The 19711-nt window shown below is 34.4% G+C and carries 20 protein-coding genes and 2 pseudogenes; 7 read left to right on the top strand and 15 right to left on the bottom strand.

Annotation, left to right across the window (positions count from 1 at the left end; translation table 11 throughout):
• Positions 1–61 precede the first annotated feature (61 nt).
• The 4 genes and pseudogenes from POF52_RS31110 to POF52_RS05905 form a co-directional block, all read right to left on the bottom strand.
• Positions 62–499, bottom strand: a pseudogene (locus POF52_RS31110) (PTS sugar transporter subunit IIA); the annotation flags it as partial.
• 123 nt (positions 500–622) lie between these two features.
• Positions 623–2014: pseudogene (locus POF52_RS05915) on the bottom strand (PTS transporter subunit EIIC); the annotation flags it as partial.
• A gap of 32 nt (positions 2015–2046) precedes the next feature.
• Positions 2047–2937 carry an N-acetylmuramic acid 6-phosphate etherase gene (gene murQ, locus POF52_RS05910; RefSeq protein WP_271990687.1) on the bottom strand — a complete coding sequence of 297 codons (891 nt, stop codon included), beginning with the start codon at positions 2935–2937 and terminating at the stop codon, positions 2047–2049.
• A 447-nt stretch (positions 2938–3384) separates the two neighbouring features.
• Complete coding sequence (locus POF52_RS05905) at positions 3385–4227, bottom strand: TrmB family transcriptional regulator (protein WP_013084386.1); 843 nt, start codon at positions 4225–4227, stop codon at positions 3385–3387.
• 157 nt (positions 4228–4384) lie between these two features.
• Here POF52_RS05905 and POF52_RS05900 point away from each other — a divergent pair, with 157 nt between their 5' ends.
• The 3 genes from POF52_RS05900 to POF52_RS05890 all read left to right on the top strand — a co-directional run bounded on the left by POF52_RS05900 (position 4385) and on the right by POF52_RS05890 (position 7984).
• Positions 4385–5332, top strand: a complete 948-nt coding sequence (locus POF52_RS05900; RefSeq protein WP_271990680.1) for a DMT family transporter — start codon at positions 4385–4387, stop codon at positions 5330–5332.
• A 651-nt stretch (positions 5333–5983) separates the two neighbouring features.
• The gene (locus tag POF52_RS05895; protein ID WP_271990677.1) at positions 5984–6757 is read left to right on the top strand and encodes an alpha/beta fold hydrolase; all 774 of its coding nucleotides are present in this window, start codon (positions 5984–5986) and stop codon (positions 6755–6757) included.
• Positions 6758–7183: 426 nt separating this feature from the next.
• Positions 7184–7984, top strand: coding sequence for a DUF2935 domain-containing protein (locus POF52_RS05890; RefSeq protein ID WP_271990675.1), 801 nt, complete (start codon positions 7184–7186; stop codon positions 7982–7984).
• A gap of 357 nt (positions 7985–8341) precedes the next feature.
• Here POF52_RS05890 and POF52_RS05885 read toward each other — a convergent pair whose 3' ends face one another.
• The 3 genes from POF52_RS05885 to POF52_RS05875 all read right to left on the bottom strand — a co-directional run bounded on the left by POF52_RS05885 (position 8342) and on the right by POF52_RS05875 (position 10723).
• Complete coding sequence (locus POF52_RS05885) at positions 8342–9544, bottom strand: iron-containing alcohol dehydrogenase (protein WP_271990673.1); 1203 nt, start codon at positions 9542–9544, stop codon at positions 8342–8344.
• Between the two features lie 92 nt (positions 9545–9636).
• Positions 9637–10146, bottom strand: a complete 510-nt coding sequence (locus POF52_RS05880; protein WP_271990670.1) for a GNAT family N-acetyltransferase — start codon at positions 10144–10146, stop codon at positions 9637–9639.
• 235 nt (positions 10147–10381) lie between these two features.
• On the bottom strand, positions 10382–10723 hold the full coding sequence (locus POF52_RS05875) for a hypothetical protein (protein WP_271990668.1): 342 nt from the start codon (positions 10721–10723) through the stop codon (positions 10382–10384).
• A 681-nt stretch (positions 10724–11404) separates the two neighbouring features.
• Here POF52_RS05875 and POF52_RS05870 point away from each other — a divergent pair.
• Complete coding sequence (locus POF52_RS05870; protein ID WP_016766338.1) at positions 11405–11596, top strand: hypothetical protein; 192 nt, start codon at positions 11405–11407, stop codon at positions 11594–11596.
• Positions 11597–11995: 399 nt separating this feature from the next.
• Here the strand turns inward: POF52_RS05870 and POF52_RS05865 are convergent, their stop codons facing one another.
• The 3 genes from POF52_RS05865 to POF52_RS05855 form a co-directional block, all read right to left on the bottom strand.
• The gene (locus POF52_RS05865) at positions 11996–12163 is read right to left on the bottom strand and encodes a hypothetical protein (protein WP_165572880.1); all 168 of its coding nucleotides are present in this window, start codon (positions 12161–12163) and stop codon (positions 11996–11998) included.
• 195 nt (positions 12164–12358) lie between these two features.
• The gene (locus tag POF52_RS05860) at positions 12359–12742 is read right to left on the bottom strand and encodes a hypothetical protein (RefSeq protein ID WP_016766340.1); all 384 of its coding nucleotides are present in this window, start codon (positions 12740–12742) and stop codon (positions 12359–12361) included.
• Between the two features lie 95 nt (positions 12743–12837).
• A complete protein-coding gene (locus POF52_RS05855; protein ID WP_013084414.1) occupies positions 12838–13440 on the bottom strand; it encodes a type 1 glutamine amidotransferase family protein in 603 nt (200 codons plus the stop codon).
• Between the two features lie 226 nt (positions 13441–13666).
• On the opposite strand from POF52_RS05855, the gene POF52_RS05850 reads away from it, so the two are divergent.
• Positions 13667–14380 carry a hypothetical protein gene (locus tag POF52_RS05850; protein ID WP_016766342.1) on the top strand — a complete coding sequence of 238 codons (714 nt, stop codon included), beginning with the start codon at positions 13667–13669 and terminating at the stop codon, positions 14378–14380.
• 53 nt (positions 14381–14433) lie between these two features.
• Here POF52_RS05850 and POF52_RS05845 read toward each other — a convergent pair whose 3' ends face one another.
• Entirely contained in the window at positions 14434–14580 is a 147-nt protein-coding gene (locus POF52_RS05845) for a hypothetical protein (RefSeq protein ID WP_016766343.1), read from the bottom strand.
• A 43-nt stretch (positions 14581–14623) separates the two neighbouring features.
• Positions 14624–15544 carry a CPBP family intramembrane glutamic endopeptidase gene (locus POF52_RS05840; RefSeq protein WP_271990658.1) on the bottom strand — a complete coding sequence of 307 codons (921 nt, stop codon included), beginning with the start codon at positions 15542–15544 and terminating at the stop codon, positions 14624–14626.
• Between the two features lie 948 nt (positions 15545–16492).
• Here POF52_RS05840 and POF52_RS05835 point away from each other — a divergent pair.
• On the top strand, positions 16493–16711 hold the full coding sequence (locus tag POF52_RS05835; protein WP_271990655.1) for a hypothetical protein: 219 nt from the start codon (positions 16493–16495) through the stop codon (positions 16709–16711).
• 108 nt (positions 16712–16819) lie between these two features.
• Here POF52_RS05835 and POF52_RS05830 read toward each other — a convergent pair whose 3' ends face one another.
• Together POF52_RS05830 and POF52_RS05825 are read right to left on the bottom strand one after the other, a co-directional pair.
• A complete protein-coding gene (locus POF52_RS05830) occupies positions 16820–17380 on the bottom strand; it encodes an SMI1/KNR4 family protein (protein WP_271990652.1) in 561 nt (186 codons plus the stop codon).
• A gap of 19 nt (positions 17381–17399) precedes the next feature.
• Positions 17400–17663, bottom strand: coding sequence for a hypothetical protein (locus POF52_RS05825; RefSeq protein WP_176583159.1), 264 nt, complete (start codon positions 17661–17663; stop codon positions 17400–17402).
• Positions 17664–17922: 259 nt separating this feature from the next.
• Here POF52_RS05825 and POF52_RS05820 point away from each other — a divergent pair, with 259 nt between their 5' ends.
• Positions 17923–19035: a type II asparaginase gene (locus POF52_RS05820; protein WP_271990647.1), complete on the top strand. Its 1113-nt coding sequence runs from the start codon at positions 17923–17925 to the stop codon at positions 19033–19035.
• Between the two features lie 153 nt (positions 19036–19188).
• Here the strand turns inward: POF52_RS05820 and POF52_RS05815 are convergent, their stop codons facing one another.
• The gene (locus POF52_RS05815) at positions 19189–19575 is read right to left on the bottom strand and encodes a hypothetical protein (RefSeq protein ID WP_074892926.1); all 387 of its coding nucleotides are present in this window, start codon (positions 19573–19575) and stop codon (positions 19189–19191) included.
• Positions 19576–19711 lie beyond the last annotated feature (136 nt).

The raw sequence follows: 19711 nt of genomic DNA, 5'->3' as shown, positions 1-19711 counted from the left end.
AAAAAAGGGTACTCTTCTATTTAGAAAAGTACCCTTAAATAATCAATTAGATTTAATTAACTTACTGTTTTTTAGAAACTAACTCAATAATATTTGTTATACCTTGCTCATTGTACCCTGTTTTTAATAACTGTATTTGATTATGTTCAGATAAATTTGTAAAAATGATTGGTGTAACAAGTGATTTAGCACTTTGTTTAATGTAGTTTAGGTCTATTTTTAAAAGCGGGGTTCCTTGTGTAACCTTTTCTCCCTCTTTAATTAGACATGTAAACCCTTTCCCATTTAAGTTCACTGTTTCTAACCCTACGTGAATTAATAACTCTAGACCTTGATCTGTTTTTAGACCTATGGCATGTTTTGTAGGAAAGATGCTAACAACCTCCCCATTGATAGGAGAAACAAGAGTATTATTAGTTGGTTCGATGGCAAAACCGTCTCCCATCATCTTTGAAGAAAAAACGGCATCAGGGACTTCTTCTAGAGGCACAATATATCCGTCAAACGGAAGGTTGAATGCGCTTCCTAAAGTTGTATCGTTCATTTCTTTTTTCTCACCTGTTGCAGCAACTTCAGTTTTTGTCTTCGCTTCAGATACTTCTTTGTTATTAGAGCCTTCTGTAATAGCCTCTTTTGGTATGCCAAATAAATATGTGCAGATGAACCCTCCAGCATATCCTGCAAGTAAGCCGATGATATATTTCAGCCATAAACCATGAGCAATTAATGGAATTAAAGCTAGGCCAGATGGACCGATAGCAATGGAACCAACATTTCCGAACATTCCAATTACAGCTCCTCCAATTCCTCCACCGATACAAGCAGTAATGAACGGGCGTCCTAATGGAAGAATAACTCCATAAATAAGCGGTTCTCCAATACCTAATATTCCGACAGGAAGAGCCCCTTTAATAATGGTAACAAGTGATTTATTTTTACGACACCGAACCCAAAGTGCTAAAGTTGCACCTACTTGTCCAGCACCAGACATTGCAAGAATCGGAAGCAAGATGGTCATACCGGCTGTGTTAATCATTTCAATATGAATAGGGATTAATACTTGATGCAGACCTAGCATCACCAATGGTAAAAATGCCACTCCTAGTACAAAACCTGCAAAAACCCCTCCACGTTCAAGTGTCCAATCTATTCCACCAATTAAATTACTAGAAATGAGACCTGCAAAAGGCATAATAAAGAAAATCGTTAACAATCCGACAATCAGAAGAGCAATTGTTGGCGTTACAATAATATCGATTGCATCGGGAATAAACCTACGTAAGAATTTTTCTAAAAATGAGAGTAACCATACAGCAATCAAAACGCCAATTACCCCGCCTTGCCCAGCAGTTAGAGGCTGGTCAGTAAAGATATTCATAATAGGAAACTCTTCTGTAACTCCCGTTAAAAGGGTAATACCTCCGATAACCCCACCCAGGGCCGGAGTAGCCCCAAACTCTTTTGCTGCGTTAATACCTACATAAATAACTAAATAGCTGAAGATTGCATTTTTAATTACATTAAGAATCGTCACGTATTGTTGCCAAGTATCTTTATCAAGATCTCCCGCGGTTATGCTATTGGCTAAAATAGAGGCAATACCAGCTATTAAACCTGCACCTACGAATGCTGGGATTAAAGGTATGAAAATGCTTCCAACTTTTCGTAAAAAATTTTTGAATGGCGTATTGTTTTTCTTTTTTAGCTCAGACTTCATATCTGTACCTTTTGAAGTCAAATCTTCAGATGAAGGAGCTGCAGAATCTTCTTGAAGTACAATACCAAATTGTTCAGCAACTTTCGTAACTACTCCTGGTCCTAGAATAATTTGATACGTATCATCATTGACAACTCCTACCACTCCTTTCACTTGTTTTATACTTGCTTCATCGATTCTATTATGATCCACTGGAGTGACACGGAGTCTTGTCATACAGTGTGTATAATTCGCTATATTAGAACTGCCTCCAAGAGCTTGAAGCAGTTCTTTAGCTGTTTGATGATGTTTACTCATAGTTGCTTCCATCTCCCTTATAGTTTCGCTACTTAATTCACGATCGCTTGACGGATAAATCCTTGTGTTTGTTCTAAGCGATGTAAAGATTCCTCATGTGAAAGGCCTGTCAAAATCATGACTATAGCAAGCTTAGAATTACAATTTGCTTTTGCTAAGTACTCTTCTGCCGTATCATACGTGCATGAAGTTGCTTCCATCACAATTCGTTTTGCGCGTTCTACGAGCTTTTCATTCGTCAGCTGAACGTCTACCATTAGATTTCCATACACTTTTCCGATACCTACCATGGAAGCTGTCGAAAGCATGTTACAAACCAATTTTTGTGCTGTTCCGGCTTTCAAGCGAGTCGAACCTGTTAATACTTCAGGACCATTTATTACTTCAATTGCAATGTTTGCTACCTTTCCAATATCAGAACCTTTATTGCAACTAACAGCTACTGTCTGAGCTTCAATTGAGTTCGCATATTCTAATGCTCCAATGACGTAAGGTGTACGACCACTTGCTGCAATCCCCACAACGATGTCCGCCTTAGTAAGTCGAATGTTTTGTAAGTCTTCCATGCCTAACTCTTTACTATCTTCTGCTCCTTCTACTGCTTTGATAAAGGCTTTTTCTCCGCCGGCAATTAAACCTATTACTTCATCTGGACTTGTACCAAATGTAGGCGGACACTCAACAGCATCAAGCAAGCCGATGCGTCCACTGGTTCCTGCACCTATATAAATAAGGCGCCCCCCTTGTTTCTTAGCTTCTATAATAGCTTCTACAGCTTTTGCAATAGAAGGAAGTTCTTTTTTTATCGCACTCGCAACTTTTTCATCTTCTTCATTCATGGTTGTAAGAAAATCAAAAATGGACATTTCATCCAGATTCATTGTTTTTTCATTACGAGTCTCAGTAGTTAAATGTTCAAGCATTTCTTATCATCCTATCTTTGTTTTTGTTTGAAATCGTTCTCAAGTACAGAATAACGTGTTTGAAATTAAATTTCAACAATTATTTTAAAATGTTAAAATTTAATTTCAAAAACTATAGTAATATGTGACTTTTAACAAACATCATATGACTAAATCTTAGTAAATAAGACAACTTTCGCTGTATAAAGATCAAGCATTTCTTATACCAATAATGACTCCTTGCCTACTGTAGGAAGGATTCTTTTTTACATACTTTCCTAAATAGGCCATTATGGTAACTAAAGATGTATACGATACATCGCTTAAAAACAGAAAAACCACTGACCTCAATCAGTAGTTTTTCTGTTTATTAAAAAGTAGTCAAATAATGCTTCATCCATCTTGAGTAGTTATCCAAAAATCATATGATAAGTAATTTTATTATTAGTATATATGCATTAATACTGGCTATTTAATCAAACCTAATTTTGCTGCTACGCTATAACCTGATGAGTTAAATTTAAATCGATTACGAAGTTCAATAAGGTTCGGCCCAAAGCTTGACTCTAAGATCTCTCGATGTTTTTTCATCATTTCATAGATATACAAGTCGTGAATGATAACTTCTGTAATTGGCATAACTAATCCCGGATGCATCGTCCAGGCAGCACGGCTGTCCTTACCAAGTGATAATATACCTGCAACTACTTCTCGATCATCAGCACTGAGAACAATCCATCGTCCGCCATATTCATTGGTTATTTCTTCGCTTGCATCATGCTGATGAACCTGCGCAAAATCAAATACTAAATCTCCATAGGATACAATTAAAATTTCTACGCCTCTTTTGGCTGCTGCTTGTAATTCTTCTTTTAGTTCCTGGGCATCTTCTGCCCATATTTCCAATAGAATACGACCTGTAGCTTCTTTTATAGCTTCCTTTGTACGATTTAGTATAGGCTCGTAACCTGTAATGTTCCAGATGTTTTCTCTATTTAAAGATACATAAGAATAATTTTCAAGAGCTTCTTCAGCTACTTCAAACGAGGATTCAGCTTTACGTTTTTTCAAGTTGATTAATTCATTAGGAGGTAACGGTGTATATAGAGCGGGATTTTCATGACTGATCATGACTTCTCCTCGATCCACTAGTCCCCCTAATACTTCATAAATTTTAGATCTGGGCACTCCAGAATTTAATGAAATAGCATACCCTGAAAGAGGAGATTTTTCTAGTAAAGCTAAATATGCTTTTGCCTCATATTCAGTAAAATTTACATCTTTCAAAATTTTTATTATATCTAGTGTCATGATTGGTCCTCCTTGATAATACCCGGATAGAGTCAATAATTTTAAACTAAGTATACCATTAGTACCCTTGACAGTTTGGGTTAAAAATTATAATTTAATTTTAGACGCTACAGAAGTAGCTACTATATAATTTTTAATACTGCTTGGAGGTGTAATAATGGATACAATGATAGCGAAACAACAAGAAAGCTTAACAACAAGAAAGGTTAGAAGAGGAAATGGTTTATACATAAGTGCTTCCGTAATAGCCGTCCTTTTATGGAGTACATCGTTTGTTGGAACAAAAATAGCCTATACATCTTTTCCACCCCTTACACTAGGAGCGGCTCGTTTTGTTATAGCTGCTGTTATTTTAGGATTTATTCTCTTAATCAGGAAAGATAAAATAAAGCCTTCATTCAAAGACATAGGGTTAATGTCTATAAGTGGTGTACTAGGTACTACCCTTTATTTTTCTCTGGAGAACATAGGAGTTGAACTAACAACAGCATCGAATGCCGCTATTATTGTAGCGTCGTATCCTGCTATAACGGTTTTAATGGAATTTCTCTTTTTTAGAAAAAAGACATCATGGGTAAAGGCCATAGGGATTGGAGTAGCGATGATAGGTGTATATCAAATATCCTACAGTCCTGAAACTCAGACAGATGATAAACAATTAATTGGTAATATTATATTAATTGCGGCAGGTTTTATTTTTGCTCTCTATAACTTCACAACTCGTAAAGTTGTCAAAAAATATTCCATGATTACGATCTCTTTTTATCAAACTTTGGCGGGAGCTATTACCTTTATTCCATTAGCCTTTATAGAGAAGTCAAGTTGGCAAACACCAGATATAAGATCATTTCTAACCTTATTGTACCTAGGCGTTTTCTGCTCGGTTATCGCTTTTTTATTATATAATTTTGGATTACGCAAATTATCTTCTAGTTCTGCGATGACGTTAATGAATCTTGTTCCTATTTTTGGTGTGTTATTTTCTGTTCTGCTCCTTAATGAAGTGGTAGGCATAAACCAATTTATTGGTGGAATCATTGTCCTTTTAGGTGTAGTTTTGAGTATGAGAGAACCGAGTAAAAAGCATGTTTTAGAAAATAAGTAAAAAATATGCACTATGTACACAAAAGATTCCTGATTAAGCACCAGAAGCTTTTCTTTATATATATATAAGTTATCAATAGCTTGCACAAACTAAAAAAGACGCTGCGATAGAGTCAATTACGACTACAATTCAATGAATGGGAGAAGACCATCTCTTTTGACTGGTAAGAGGTGGTCTTTTTCTATTTTTAAACTGTATATAATATATAGATTTAGTTAGGGTACTCACAATTATACGAAATAAGCCAACAAATACACTTAACATGAATAAAGTACGAAAACTTGATCAAACTATGAAATAAATGGAGAGATGTTCATTCTCAATTTCTCATTATGTAGTATAAGCAACCTATAAAAAGAGCTTCCCTTCGGCAGACCGGGGAAGTTTTTCTCTTTATATGATATATTTCATACATTTTTAGTCATCACGATTCACGTTACTAGAATTCTTATTAGCAAGAATACAGGACTTTTTTATAGTGAACGTAGTTTCTTCATAATAAATAATAAAAATTTTATTGATCTCAAACGGTCGAGAATCAACAAGGGACTATATTGAATTAACTGTAAGATAGTAAAGGATTATACCTTTTGTAAATTAGATTAGACTTAACTAAAAAGTACTCATCAACTGATTTTGGAGTGAAAAATAATGGCTTTTATTGAAACAAACACTAATCACTATCTGTATTATGAAGAGTATGGACAAGGCGCCCCTGTCATCTTTATTCATCCCCCTGGACTTGGATATAAAGTATTTCAATATCAACACGAGTTATCCAAACATATGAGAGTCATCTTTCCAGATTTAAGTGGTCATGGAAGAAGCTCAAAACCTAAACAGCCTGTATCAATTTCTTTTTATGCAAACGAGTTAGTACGTTTTATGGATTCGCTGCATCTAGACAAGGTGATTATATGTGGTTACTCTGCTGGCTGTCTAATTGCTCAAGAGCTAGCTATTCATTATCGCCATCGAATTGAATTATTAATACTTTCAGGAGCTTATCCTATAGTAAGAGATGTACCTGGACGGCTATTACATAAAACAGGAATGTATATGGTAAAAGAATATCCGAATATACTAATAACAAGCCTTGCTATAAGTCATACTCGAGACAAAACATTAAGAAAGAATCTAGTTAGTTACATGAGGAAATCAGACCAGGAATCCTGGTATCAGTATTATAATCATTCATTACACTATAACTGTGTAGACAAGCTTCATCGCTTAACAATGCCTTTATTGTTTATATATGGTGGAAAAAAGGATTGGACTGCTCACTATATGAAAGAGTATAAAAACAAGTGTAAGCATGCTGAATTCTTTGTTTTACCCAATCAAGGTCACCAACTGCCTACCAAACAGTGGACTCAGTTTAATGAGTTAATTACAGGATTTGTCTTAAATAGATCTCATTTATAAACCAAAGCAAAAAACCCTTTCTTTAAGTGTTTTTTTAACTATTATAAAATACATAACAAACAGAAAAAACTACTGAGCTTAATCAGCGGTTCTTCGGTTTGTTGAAAGGTAGTTATAGTGGTGATCGTTCGTCTAGAGTAGTTTGCTTAAAAGATTATAAATTAGAAAGCCTACTGATACGAAATGAATCAGTAGGCTTTTCCTTTAGCGTATTGTCCACTTGAAGCAATGGGATTAGAGAATCTCTTTCTACTTTACTCTTATAATCGGAAATAAAAAATGAAATATAATTGTTTTTTATAAAATGTATTTTGGTTTTGATAAAACATTCACCTTAAATGTGCTAGATTTTCTCTTATATATTAATATAAATAGGTTTTCTTTAATATGTATGGGAAGTGACGATCTTATTAAAGGAGGAAAACAATGAATAGTAGCTTTACTCAAAATGCAATTTTTGAACATACATTTTGGATTCAAATTTTGAAAGACCATTCCCAATTTATCTTAGATGCCTTGGCTGAAAAAGAGCAAGAAGAAATACAGGCGGCTAAAACTTTCATCCAAAATTTTAATAGTTTGTTAGAAGAAGTTAAAGCAGTCCATAACAACCTAGAAAGCATTACAATGAAAGCTAAAGCTCAAACAATAGCACTCAAAGAATTTAAACTTTCCTTATTAAGAAAGCATTTAACAACTGACTTTACGATTCACCTTACACCTACTTTTCTAAACCATATGGTCAACGAGCTGGATGAGTATTTATTAATTCTTAGCTACTTAGAACAACAACAAATTCCACCCATCTTTCATGAGCTTCACCATCATTTATTATGGATATTAGATGCTGCAGGACATGCTGGAGCTATTTCCGATAGTCTTGATGCAGTAGAAAAGCAACTAAAACAAAAGAGTATGCAATTTTCTACCCATTTTGAACATTTTTATCTGAAAGCCGTAGAATTAACTGGTTATTTAAGAACGAACCTTGAATCCTTTCCAGCATTAAAGAGAATGAACAAAGACGTTAAGTTAGAAATAGAGTTATTTCAAGTATTTCTTCATGAGATCGAAGAATTAGAATTATCGAACGAAATGCTTAGTACATTTTCTGCTTTAATGGCCGATCATATGATGAGGGAAGAATGCTATTATTTAACTAAGTTAGCACAATCAACCAAAACTGCAAAACCACCTTGTGACCCTACGTCATCTCATTACAAATAGGTGCCAATTTTACCCTTTATATTTGTGAACGATTTAAACGGAGAAATATATCCGATTTTATAAGAAAAGCTATCCCTTTGATTATTTTACAAAAAGGATAGCTTTGAAATGCTTGACGATGGTTTGAGCATCTGCCACGTGCACTTATTAAAAAGTTAGTATGTATTATTATCCTGATTTCTGGAGTACTTTTACTGATTAACACACAAAGAAGTGAAAGATATAAAAGAAGAATATAAACCATTAAGAGAGCGATGATTAAAAAGCACCTAAAAAGAATCCTTTGCTGATTATAAACTGGCTCCCCATTGTTAGACACAGCCTGACAATGGGGAGCCAGTATTTAATCTTTATCTTTTAATTTAAGCTCTCTACTTCAGAATTCCAATTTCTATCTACACGGTTAAAATAGGCTTGTTCAAGAATTTGCATATAATCAGCCTCGGTAATTAAACGGACATTACTTGACGTTGAGTTGTTTTCCATGGCCAACCTTACAATACTCGGAAAGTCTTCTTTCTTTACACCCGCTAAATCTTTTAATTTAGGAATGTTTAATAATTCTGTTAAGTCTATAATTCCTTGAATTAATTTTTCAACAGCTACTTCGTCTGAATCTGAATCTTTGGCAAAGCTCATATACCTTGCTAATTTTGCGTGCAGCTGCTTATTCTCCGTAGAATTAAATCGTAATACGTATGGTAAAAATACTGCGTTAGCAACTCCATGCGGGGTATCATAAAGTCCTCCAAGCGCTTCTGCTAGGCAGTGTACTGAGGCAACATCTGCAGATCCAAAACAAAGGCCAGCTAAGAGACTTCCTTCCAGCATATCTTGACGAGCCGCTTCATTTTTACCATCGGGGAAAACGATAGGCAATGCCGAAACAATGGTTCTCATTGCTTGAGCCCCAAGCGCTTGTGAAATAGGATTTGTGACTTTACAGGTATAGCCTTCAATCGCATGAACTAATGCATCAATGCCAGTCGCAGCCGTAACAGAAGGAGGAAGACTTAATGTTAGTTCAGCATCAAGAATCGCCAAGACAGGCCTTAATGTACTATGTTTGAGCGTCATCTTTCGGTGTGTAGCTGCTTCTGTGATAACGGCAGAACGAGTAACCTCTGAGCCTGTACCTGAAGTAGTTGGAATACAAATAACTGGTGCAATGTTTGAATACAGAAGTCGACCGTCTGCATAGTCAGATGGTTCCCCGCCGTTTGGGCCGCACAGTGCAATAGCTTTTCCTGTGTCCATTGCACTTCCGCCGCCAATGGCAACAACTGCATCTGCACCAAATTCACAAAATAATTTAGCACCTGCCAAACAATCTGTATCTCGAGGGTTCTGTTCAATTGAATCAAATACCGACACTCGATAACCAGAAGCCTCCAAGGCAGTTACAATTGGTGAAACTAATCCCGCACGAACTACACCAGGGTCACTAACGACTAAAATTGATGAACCAATATTTAAAGATGTTAGCATGTCTGGTAATTCTTTAGCTTTGCCCATCCCTACCTCGATTTGAGTAGAACAAAAATAGTTATAGGATTTCATTTCTATCTCTCCCTTTGTCTAAAATTAAATGCCTATCTTAAGAAGTACTAGCTTTTTAATTTCATAATAGCAAATGAATTTTAAAAATAAGCTTACTTATTCCATTCCGAAGCTAGTATACCCATAAAATATGTATCTACGTACTTCCCATCCACATAAGCATGATTTCTTAATTTCCCTTCGGTGACAAAACCAATTTTTTCATATAGTGCAATGGCATGTTTGTTTATTCCTCTTGTAGTTAAATAGATTTTATTTAGACGAAGCTGTTTAAATCCTAAATCAATCATTTGCTCCATAGCCATTCGACCGTACCCGTGACCTCTAGATTCTGAAGATAAAAGAATTCCTATACTAGCTCTTCCATGTCCATGGTCTATATCCTTGAGAAATACCCATCCAACTAATTCTTGTTCATCGCTTTTAATTCCTAAAATTAAATCGCTGTTCATTCTTTTCTTTTCTACTTCTTGTACCACCTCTTCATAAGTTAAAGGTGTTCTGCCTATCATTCGTATTGCCCGTTCATCATTTAACCATTTATGTAAGTATTGAATGTGAGTAGTTTCAAATGGCGTAAGATGTATTTTTTTTGTACTCATTGATTTATCTTCTCCTTCTAAAAAAGTTAACCACAAATTATAATTCATTCCATACTTGATTCAATAAATATCGCTAGCGAAAGCAAATATACATTTCTGATTACAATATACTTAACAGTCAAATTGAAATAAGTAGATACATAATTGAATGAAACCATTAATCTGTTTAAATAGAACACTTTTGTATGTAATTCTGGAATCAATAAAAAAATCCTCTCTTACATTTTACGTATACTTAATCTTTGTCTTTAATTAGGGTTAATTTATCGGTTTGAGATATTAAATCAATTATCTTATTTCCTTTTTCATAATAAGTAGAGGCCCCTTCTCGGTTCCTTTCCTTCCACCCTTTTGATTTAATTACTAATTTATATCCTGGCGGGATCCCGTTTTCTTCAGAAGCTTTAGACCAATCATATATGTTTACACGTTCTTTTCCTTTTACTAGTTTTGCATTTTTAGGGACAGGAAAACTGAAAAATTTATTAGATGGGATATAGGCAAAGAATGTAACAAAATAAAAAATCGCTGCTCCTATTAGTAGAATTGCTAAAACAGTCGTCACGGCTTTTTTCAACTTATTGCCCTTCTTTCAATGACATTTTTACAATGAGATGGATCTTATTGCATTAAGATTCCTTTTGTTTTAGATTTAAGCACCTTTTTGTACATTCGTCCTATATAGCTTTTTCAAACAGGAATAAAGAATACATTCGCTAATTATAAAGAGAAGAACGCTTATAAACGTAGTCGCTAAAAACTCAAAGATGTTAAGAATAGACATAGCGTGTCCCCACCACCAATATCTAAAATCCGTTCCGAACAAAGCGAAATGAATAAAAAGAGAAATTGCCTGAACTTCTCCTACTGATCTATAAGAATTTATAATAAGTATTTTTCCAGTAAAGAAACTAATTATGAAAGATAGAATAATGAATACAAAATAAAGAGAACCAGCCAATAAGGCTTCCTGTGGGGAATGCATGGTAACCTCCTTTTATATTGATTATTTTACCATTAATTATAATTAAAGGAAGTTAACTTTTAAGGATTTGCACCTTAAAAAATATTTAAATGGAAAAAGAGTCCTTTTGTAGCATCGTTGACACATTGTTTCTCAAAAAAGGATTAATTTTCCTCTAATCTAAAGTTCTTACTTCTGACTACCCCCACTACCCCAATCCGATGTAATATGAAGAAGGATTTTTACTTTTTAAGATAGAATAGTTTCTTAAAGAGTGATAAAGGAGTTGATTTCATGTCTAAACAAATAAAAGATAGAAAAGAAATAAAGCTTTTGGATTCTCAAATTTATTTATGTGATGAAATTAGAAAGTTGTTGAAGAAAAAAGAAAAAAGAAGTCTAGCCTTTGAACAAGAGTATACAGAACATGATATATTACACATTGCTTTAAACAGGTTAATGAGTGAGTTAATCTCTAGACATTAAAAACGTCACCTATCATTTTTGATATTTTTCGAGATAGATAAGTTTCATATAAATAATAGACAGAATATTTCATTAATATCTTTACTTTGTAAACGCTTTCGTTTATACTAAGTATAGGTTGGATGGCATGAGTGGCTGTCATAGTATTTAGCGTAGGCGGGGCTGATACGAGGGAACAGGACATAGAAGAAATGTCCTTTTTTGTTTGGGCAACATTTCTTAGAAACTAGGAAATGTTATAAAATACTTTCAAACGCTTTTTTTACTTAGTGTGCCCTATCCAGTCTGGAAATTGAAAAAGACCACCTCTTCCCAGTTACAAGAGGTAGCATTTTTTAAAATTGAATGAACAGTAGTCGTTAGATAATACTTTATTGCATCTTAAGTAAGTTGCTTAATTTAAGAAACAGTATTTATAGACAACATATTCACCGCTTTTTCTAAGAGTAAAATATCTTCTTCAACCATTCTTTTCATATCATCGAGATCAAGTTGAATATATTCTTCTTTTAAACGTTCTAATTCCCTGACGAACAGGGATCCCGTATAGTACCTATAATTTGTCACTAAGATTTATCCCCTTTGTATACTCTTAATAGATGTAATTCCCCTTTATTTAGATTAACAACCGATAAAAGCAAGATTTATAAAAAAATCCTTCCCTGGTGTAGGCAAAGGATTTTTAACTTTATTGGAATAAGGAGAATAGGTTATTAATGTGGTTAGATTTTCAGTTTCATATACATACAACGTTTTATCGTTCTACTTTGATGTTAAATCAAATTTATCTTCTTTCCCATTCCATTTTATTGTCACATGAAAAGGAGCGTTGCTGCTTTGAGTCGCGCATCCGCTGCAGCTCCCATTTAAATTAATTTCCCCTTCTGTCTCGTCATCCGTACCTGACAATGTGCTTGTTTCCCCTTCTACAACATAAGAAACTTTTCCTACTTTCTCCTTGTCTTTTCCTTTATAGATGATACTGCCTTGCCCGTTTTGAGTATTCTCTCCTTTATTTAAAAGATATAAAGCCTTCCAATGATCTCCTTCACCTTCGAAACGCACACTTTCTTCCTTGCTACCACAGCTGCTCAATACTAATAAAAGAATAGACATGAATCCTAAAAACAACAAATTTCTTTTCAATTTTGAATCCTCCTACACGGTAAAAAAGCAGCCATATATTCTATTGAGTAAATTTTTATTACTATCTGGCCTTTTTTTAAGTAATTTAAAGTGAGTTATTTTTCGATATGTTCTCCTGTTATCGGAATAAAACCATTTTTAAATAAAGCGTACCATTCTTCCAGTTCTTTACTCTTTAAAACATTTAATTTATTTAAAATGTCTTTCGAAAATTCTAATGCACCGCTTCCATTAGCTGTAATTAGACAGCCATCACTAACAGATTGTTTTTCTATATAATTTTCATCCCCTCGATAATTAGGTGCTCCTTCTTTCAAATAAGCTAATGAATTACCTGTATGTTTATTCTGATCAAGAAACCCATAGTTCCCTAAAAAGGTCGTTGCATCACAAATCGCTGCAACCGGAATGTTATGTTCAAAACAAAAGCTCACCAGTTTCTTTACCTGATGATTTTTCTTTTCTCTCCATCCCGTTCCCCCAGGTATAATTAACATCGCAAAGTCAAGTTTAAAAGGAAAGTCTTTTAGGCTGTAATCGGGAAGAACGGTCAATCCTCCCATTGAAGTTTTAGGGTGTTTGTCGATTGCCATTGTCTGAACTTGAAATCCTGTTCCCTGTTTATTTAACTCAGCTGTCACATAACTGGCTTCCCAATCAGCAAAACCATCTGTAATAAAGACCATCACTTTTTTCATACACATACCACCCCTAATTCTTGATTAGAAATATAACTAAGCACATGATCAATCACCTATTTTAATTTACCACTTTATATATATAGTGTAAAATAAAACCAGTATTAAACTATTACGTTTAAAAACATCTATCTATAATTGAACAATGTTTCCATCTAAATCATGGTTTCTCTTCTTCTGTTAAAGGGAATTAAACCCTAAAAGTGAACCTTAAAAGGAGACCACCATGGTTACAATTGAATCAATCATAATAGGTATTGTTTTTATCCTCATTCAACTATACGCATTAACGATCGTCGAACGTTCTCCAATCGGGGAGAAAAAGCTGCTCTCATTATCAGGCGGTGTAGCTATTGCCTATGTATTTATTTATATCTTACCGACGCTTCACAAGAAACAAGAAGAGTTTGGAGGATCGCTAGCCCTTGATACTGAATTATATTTTCTTGGTCTTCTCGGCTTACTCGTCTATTTTTCTGTGTATTCATTTGCTCAGACAAAAGCAGCCACACACCTAACGGAACTGACCGTGTACATGGTACAGGCTAGTTTTTTTATGGTTTATTCTTTTATCATTTCTTATGTCGTATTTTCAACCGATGTTAAACGAGTTGAATCAGTATTCTACGGACTGGCTATCAGCCTTCATTTTATCGGGTGGTCTTACCATCTTGGAAAAAAACATCCGCGCTTACACAAAACTAGAGGTCGCTATATGCTGGCCGGAGCAACTTTTCTTGGGTCCATTCTGGGCGTCTTCGGACCTTCATCAGGACTGCTTATTGAATCTATGATTGCTTTTAGTTCAGGTGCAATGTTATTCAACGTGATCAGTAAAGAGCTCCCTTTTGAAAAGCATGCGCATTTGCCTACCTTTTTAATCTCATCTCTTATCTACGCGGCTACAATGATTTCGTTAAAAGCTTTTTTTAATTGGTAGTTGCGTGCGCGTGTTTTTACAAAATAAAAAGAGTAGCCTTAAAGGCTGCTCTTTTAAAATATGGTTTTTATTACTAGATATACTGCAGCAATCGATGCAAGAACGATAAGTACATTCAAAATACGATGTTGAGTAGCTAAGTGGCCTCGCTTCATTTCTGCACGAGTCAACGGTTTATTTTCATCGTGATTTCCACTCACTCTGTTACATCTCCTATCCTGTTTAGTTATTGGTTCTGCTAATTTAAGCAATAAGCTGATCTTTGTCAGCTGCTTCTTCCTTTTTTATCTTCCCTCTACATAAGATATAGAAAACACTAAACATAACAATCGACCAAATAAGATTAGCTCCTGGCTCAGTGTCAGCTACCTTAAACAAACTCGGTATAGATCCGAAAACAGAATCGTCCGTTGTAAGGAACAGAGCGAGAAACATGTTGTTGGCTGCGTGTGCGCCAATGGTAATTTCTAAGCTTTTTGTTTTAATCGCGATATATGTAAGAGCAAAACCAGCTACAATATAATCTAGTCCCACCAATATAATGGATTTATTCATTTCAGGATTAGCAAAATGACCTATTGAAAACATTAGTCCAACAATAATCGCAAGTAAAATGGGACGCTTCACTTTCTTACTCACCCATTGAAGAAGAAGTCCTCTAAAGAAAAGCTCCTCCGTTGTTGTTTGAATAGGTACTAACAAAAATGTAATAAGTATTAATAGTACATACTCTTTCACACTTACATGGTTCCATGAATAATCCGAATGGTTAAACACAACATCAATTAATTGTGAAATGATTAGTAACAGGCTAAAAGCTCCAAAAGACCATATTACTTTCTTCCAATTCACACGTTTGTTAGCAGTGATTAATGATTTCATTTTTCGTTTGTGAATAAAACGAATGCCGATCCATAAACCAAAAATCCAGCATATGTACATAATATGAGATAACAGAAAATCAAGGTTAGCATTGATTCCCACAGCCACTCCGCTATCAAAATCAAAATATGATTTTCCACTTTCATCAGCTGCAACCATTATCATTTCAGCAATAATATAAATAACTGATCCTAACAGCATAAACACAGAAGCAAGGATTGTTGTACTTACATAACGCTTCCAGCTATTTTTTCCTTCTTCCACATTTAAATAGTTTTTCATTTTCTTCTTACTCCCTCAGCCTTCTCTTCTCAATTACACCGTTCTTCTTTACTTTGTTGTTGTCTAGGCAATGTAAAAATCTATTGGGACCCGAAGTCCTGCAATCATTTTAACTACCGCCTGCTTTTTACCTTTAAAGATAAGGAAAGAGACTGACAATATTAAGAAATTACAACTCTACCCATTACCTCTTTATATAAAATTTAGCGTCTTAAAAGCCGTTAAAAAACAGCTTTTTCTAAAAGAAGACTCGACACCAAGTCATCATTAACCTTTATATCTTGCTCATACGTGCCCGCATACACATAATTTTGAAGAAAATACTTGCTACTCAAGAATATATATCCTAGAACAACTAAAATAAATATTTTTTTCAACATCGTCCTCACCTTTTTATCTAAAGTTTTCCCCGCATGGCTGCTACTACAACCGCTAAGAGCTTATCCATAAACAGCTTTTCATTTTTTAACATTAGCTACCATTCTATCTAACATCGCAAAAATGATATAAGTTACAAATATATTACATTATTATTACAAATGTAACAATTACATTATAACTAAGAAAAAGAGGATAATCAATATGAAGTGTTTAGTAACATAAATAAAATTGCTAGATTAATATAATGCATCTAAATAAATCAAAACATTATGCAAAAGTACACACGTTTTCTGGTAGGAATATTTAAATATTAAATAAAAGTGTTTTTAACTCTTTTCATCCCATTATGGACTGATACAGTATAATTTTGGATTTTAATTGAATTTTTGGTTTTATATTCTATAATAGTGAAGGTGAACTAAAGAGGCTGGTGAAAAAGGTGGATTTAATATGGTTGAATATGTTAGCGGTGCAAAGTACTAATGCCACAGTCCAGAAGTTTAGACCGTTACAAAATAGCATAGAAAGCAACTATGCTATAGCACTTTAGAAGAAGGTGGAAATAAAATGATTTTTATACCTATATTATCTTTAATAATTGGTTTGTATCTGTTAGTTTCAGGAATTTTTATAATTATAAGGGATAAAAATATAAAAGGAAAAACTAAAAAAGCTTTAGTTTTTTTAGCAGTAGCATCGGATATAGCAACTGATCCAGTGTCATCTTCAGGATTTCGGGTTATGCTTGGTGCTGTTTTATTAATAGCGGGATTTATTTTATTATAAGAAATAACCCTTAATGATTCGTTGTATTTAGAAAGGTTCCTACCATTTAGAGATAGGAACTTTTTTATGATCAAATATACAGTCTTAAATACTGATTTAGTTTACTTATTATTTGCGGCTATAACCATTTTTTAATTGTTTTGAATCTAATGGTAGTACACGAAATAGCTGCTTTAGAAAATCATCGAAAGTGTCTGCTATTTTAATATACTCCCATTCTGTAGTGTCGTATGTTGAAGTTGAGAAGTTTTCTGCGATATACATAACAGCAGGATTTTGTGATCTATTGCGATAATCCAACACGACCCAATAGTGAAAATCTGTCCATAACACCACAAATTCACCGGTGAGACTGACTTCTTTTAATAGTTCTTTAGAAGACAAGATGCTTGTATCTTCTTTTTTAAAATGTATAGGGTCAATGTCACTAATCCTTGCTCTCCCTCCATAAGGAATACTTTCGGTATCTCCATCAGGTAACATAAAGTATGGGTAATTAAGTCCTCCACCATTTCTTATTTTCATTAAATTCAATAATGAACTAGGTAACTTAACCCCTAAAATAGCTTCAGCTTGCTTTATGATTTCATCATTTATCGGATAATCTATACGCTTATATTCACTATCATCGCTCCAAAAACTATCCCCTCGATAAAATTCTTTTTTCAAACCTTCACCTTCTTCCAACTTAAGTATTAAGTAATTGTTTTAATTCTTTTTTTAAGCTTTTATAATGCCAATGAATATGATCAAGTTCTATCTCTATTTCAATTAATTGTTCGATTAGCTTTTCTTGATTTAGTGAAGAACGAAGAGTTTCTCTAATTAAGCGATCAAGTTTATTACTGCTTTCGTAAATGTCGTTTAAATCAACTGCTAATTCCACATACTCTTTTTTTGAATCAAGTAAGGAAAACTTCTTTATTAGTTCATCTACAATGATCGGCTTCACTTTAACCGCTCCCTTTTAACCCTTATGTATTTTAGATATTTCCATCATCTATATTAGAATAGTTCACTTCCATAAATTTCTTCGTTTGTTACATTATTGACTCATTTTACCATACAGCGTGTACCTTTTGTTCTACTTTATTTGTTTGGAGAAAGATATTTCAAATACAGATCTTAATAAAACAGCACCTTGGATATTTTGAGTTCAAATTACTCATAATACCGTTACATGTCTTTTGCCTAAAAGGAGCTAAGTAGCGATGAAACTGAAAAGAATAGTAAGCATCAACTTTTTATCAAGCGTTATCTTATTTTCGGGACCTTTATCATTGGTCAATGCATCGGTAAATGATTCTAAAATGACTGTAAAAAATTCAGTGAAAGCAGAGCAGCCCAATATAAAGATTTTGGCCACTGGAGGTACGATTGCAGGCTCTTCTGAAAGCAGCACAGACACCACTGGATATGAATCAGGAGCTCTTAACATTAAAACAATTATCAAAGCTGTTCCTGAGTTGAAAAAAATAGCGAATGTAAGCGGAGAACAGGTCGTAAATATCGGAAGTCAAAATATAGATAACAGCATTTTGTTAAAGTTAGCGAAGCGAATTAATACACTATTAGCTTCTAAGGATGTTGATGGAATTGTCGTGACACACGGATCTGATACGATGGAGGAAACGGCTTATTTTCTAAATTTAGTAGTAAAGAGTGACAAACCTGTGGTTGTGGTTGGCTCAATGAGACCAGCTACCGCTATAAGTGCAGATGGACCGCTAAACTTATATAATGCAGTGAAAATTGCTTCTACCAAAGACGCACGAAATACCGGTGTTTTAGTAGCGCTCAACGATCGAATTGGTGCAGCTCGTTATATAACAAAAACACATACAACGGCAGTAGATACGTTTAAATCCCCTGAACAAGGATATGTAGGAGAAATAGCTGGAGATAAGGTAATATTTTATAACAAACCAACTCGCAAGCATACGACACAATCAATATTTGATGTATCAAAACTAGATAAGCTTCCTCAAGTAGACATCATATATGGGTATCAAAACGATTCTAGGAACTTTTATGACACAGCCGTAAAAGCTGGAGCAAAAGGAATCGTCGTAGCTGGAGCAGGAAATGGACTGCTATCTGATGCTGCCCTAACAGGTGCTAGAGATGCGGTAAAAAAAGGCATAGTTATTGTTAGATCTAGCCGGGTAGGAAGCGGAGTTGTAACACATGAAGAATCAGATGATAAAGATACGTTTGTTACATCGGATTCATTAAATCCACAAAAAGCCCGTATTCTTTTAATGCTTGCTTTAACGAAAACAAAGGACCCTAAAAAGATTCAAAACTACTTTAATGAGTATTAAATCAAAAATATCTTTCATCCTCTGTTTTGACTAAATTTTTTAAGAACAATTGGTAACGACAGCTTATAAGAAGGACATAAAGAGGTTGAGACATCACTAACATACTTTTGCCTCACCCTCTTTTAAAAATGAAAGAAACTATCAGCAGGTCCCTTATTCATTTACCCAGTTCTTGCTTTCTATAATTAAATGATGGGATGTGTTGTCTAGTACACGCCATACCAAGGTCTTGCCTTCTATATCTTTTAACTCAATAATGCCCTCTAGCTTATTGGTATTCACATGGACACGCTCCTCATCTATTCTTTGCGCACTTTTTAATCTTGTTCCAAATGTTGCAGGACTTTCTTCCGTTAGCTTTACAATGACATCTATCATACGTTTGTCAGAAACATAGTTTTTGCTGTTCTCGTAGTTCTTATCAGCAGGCTTAATAGCATGTTCTAACCCAGTTTCGTATTGGCGCCAATCAACAATTAAAAAAACCGCAAATACTAAAGACACTGTGAGTAACAAGCCGTACGCAACATATCGTTTCATTTATTTTTGCTCCTTTCGCAGGAATAGGTTGTATCAGAAAATAGTATCGTTTTATTTAAAGAAATATTCCTTTTTTACAGAAAAGATAAAAGAAGATATATTTTTTATAGACCTTCCCTGCTCAAGTTGCATGAAC

The sequence above is a fragment of the Priestia sp. AB genome, assembly GCF_028369225.1.
GTDB classification, from domain to species: domain Bacteria; phylum Bacillota; class Bacilli; order Bacillales; family Bacillaceae_H; genus Priestia; species Priestia megaterium.
Note: the sequence above shows the minus strand (reverse complement) of the source record. Positions and strands in the feature narration are given on the sequence as shown.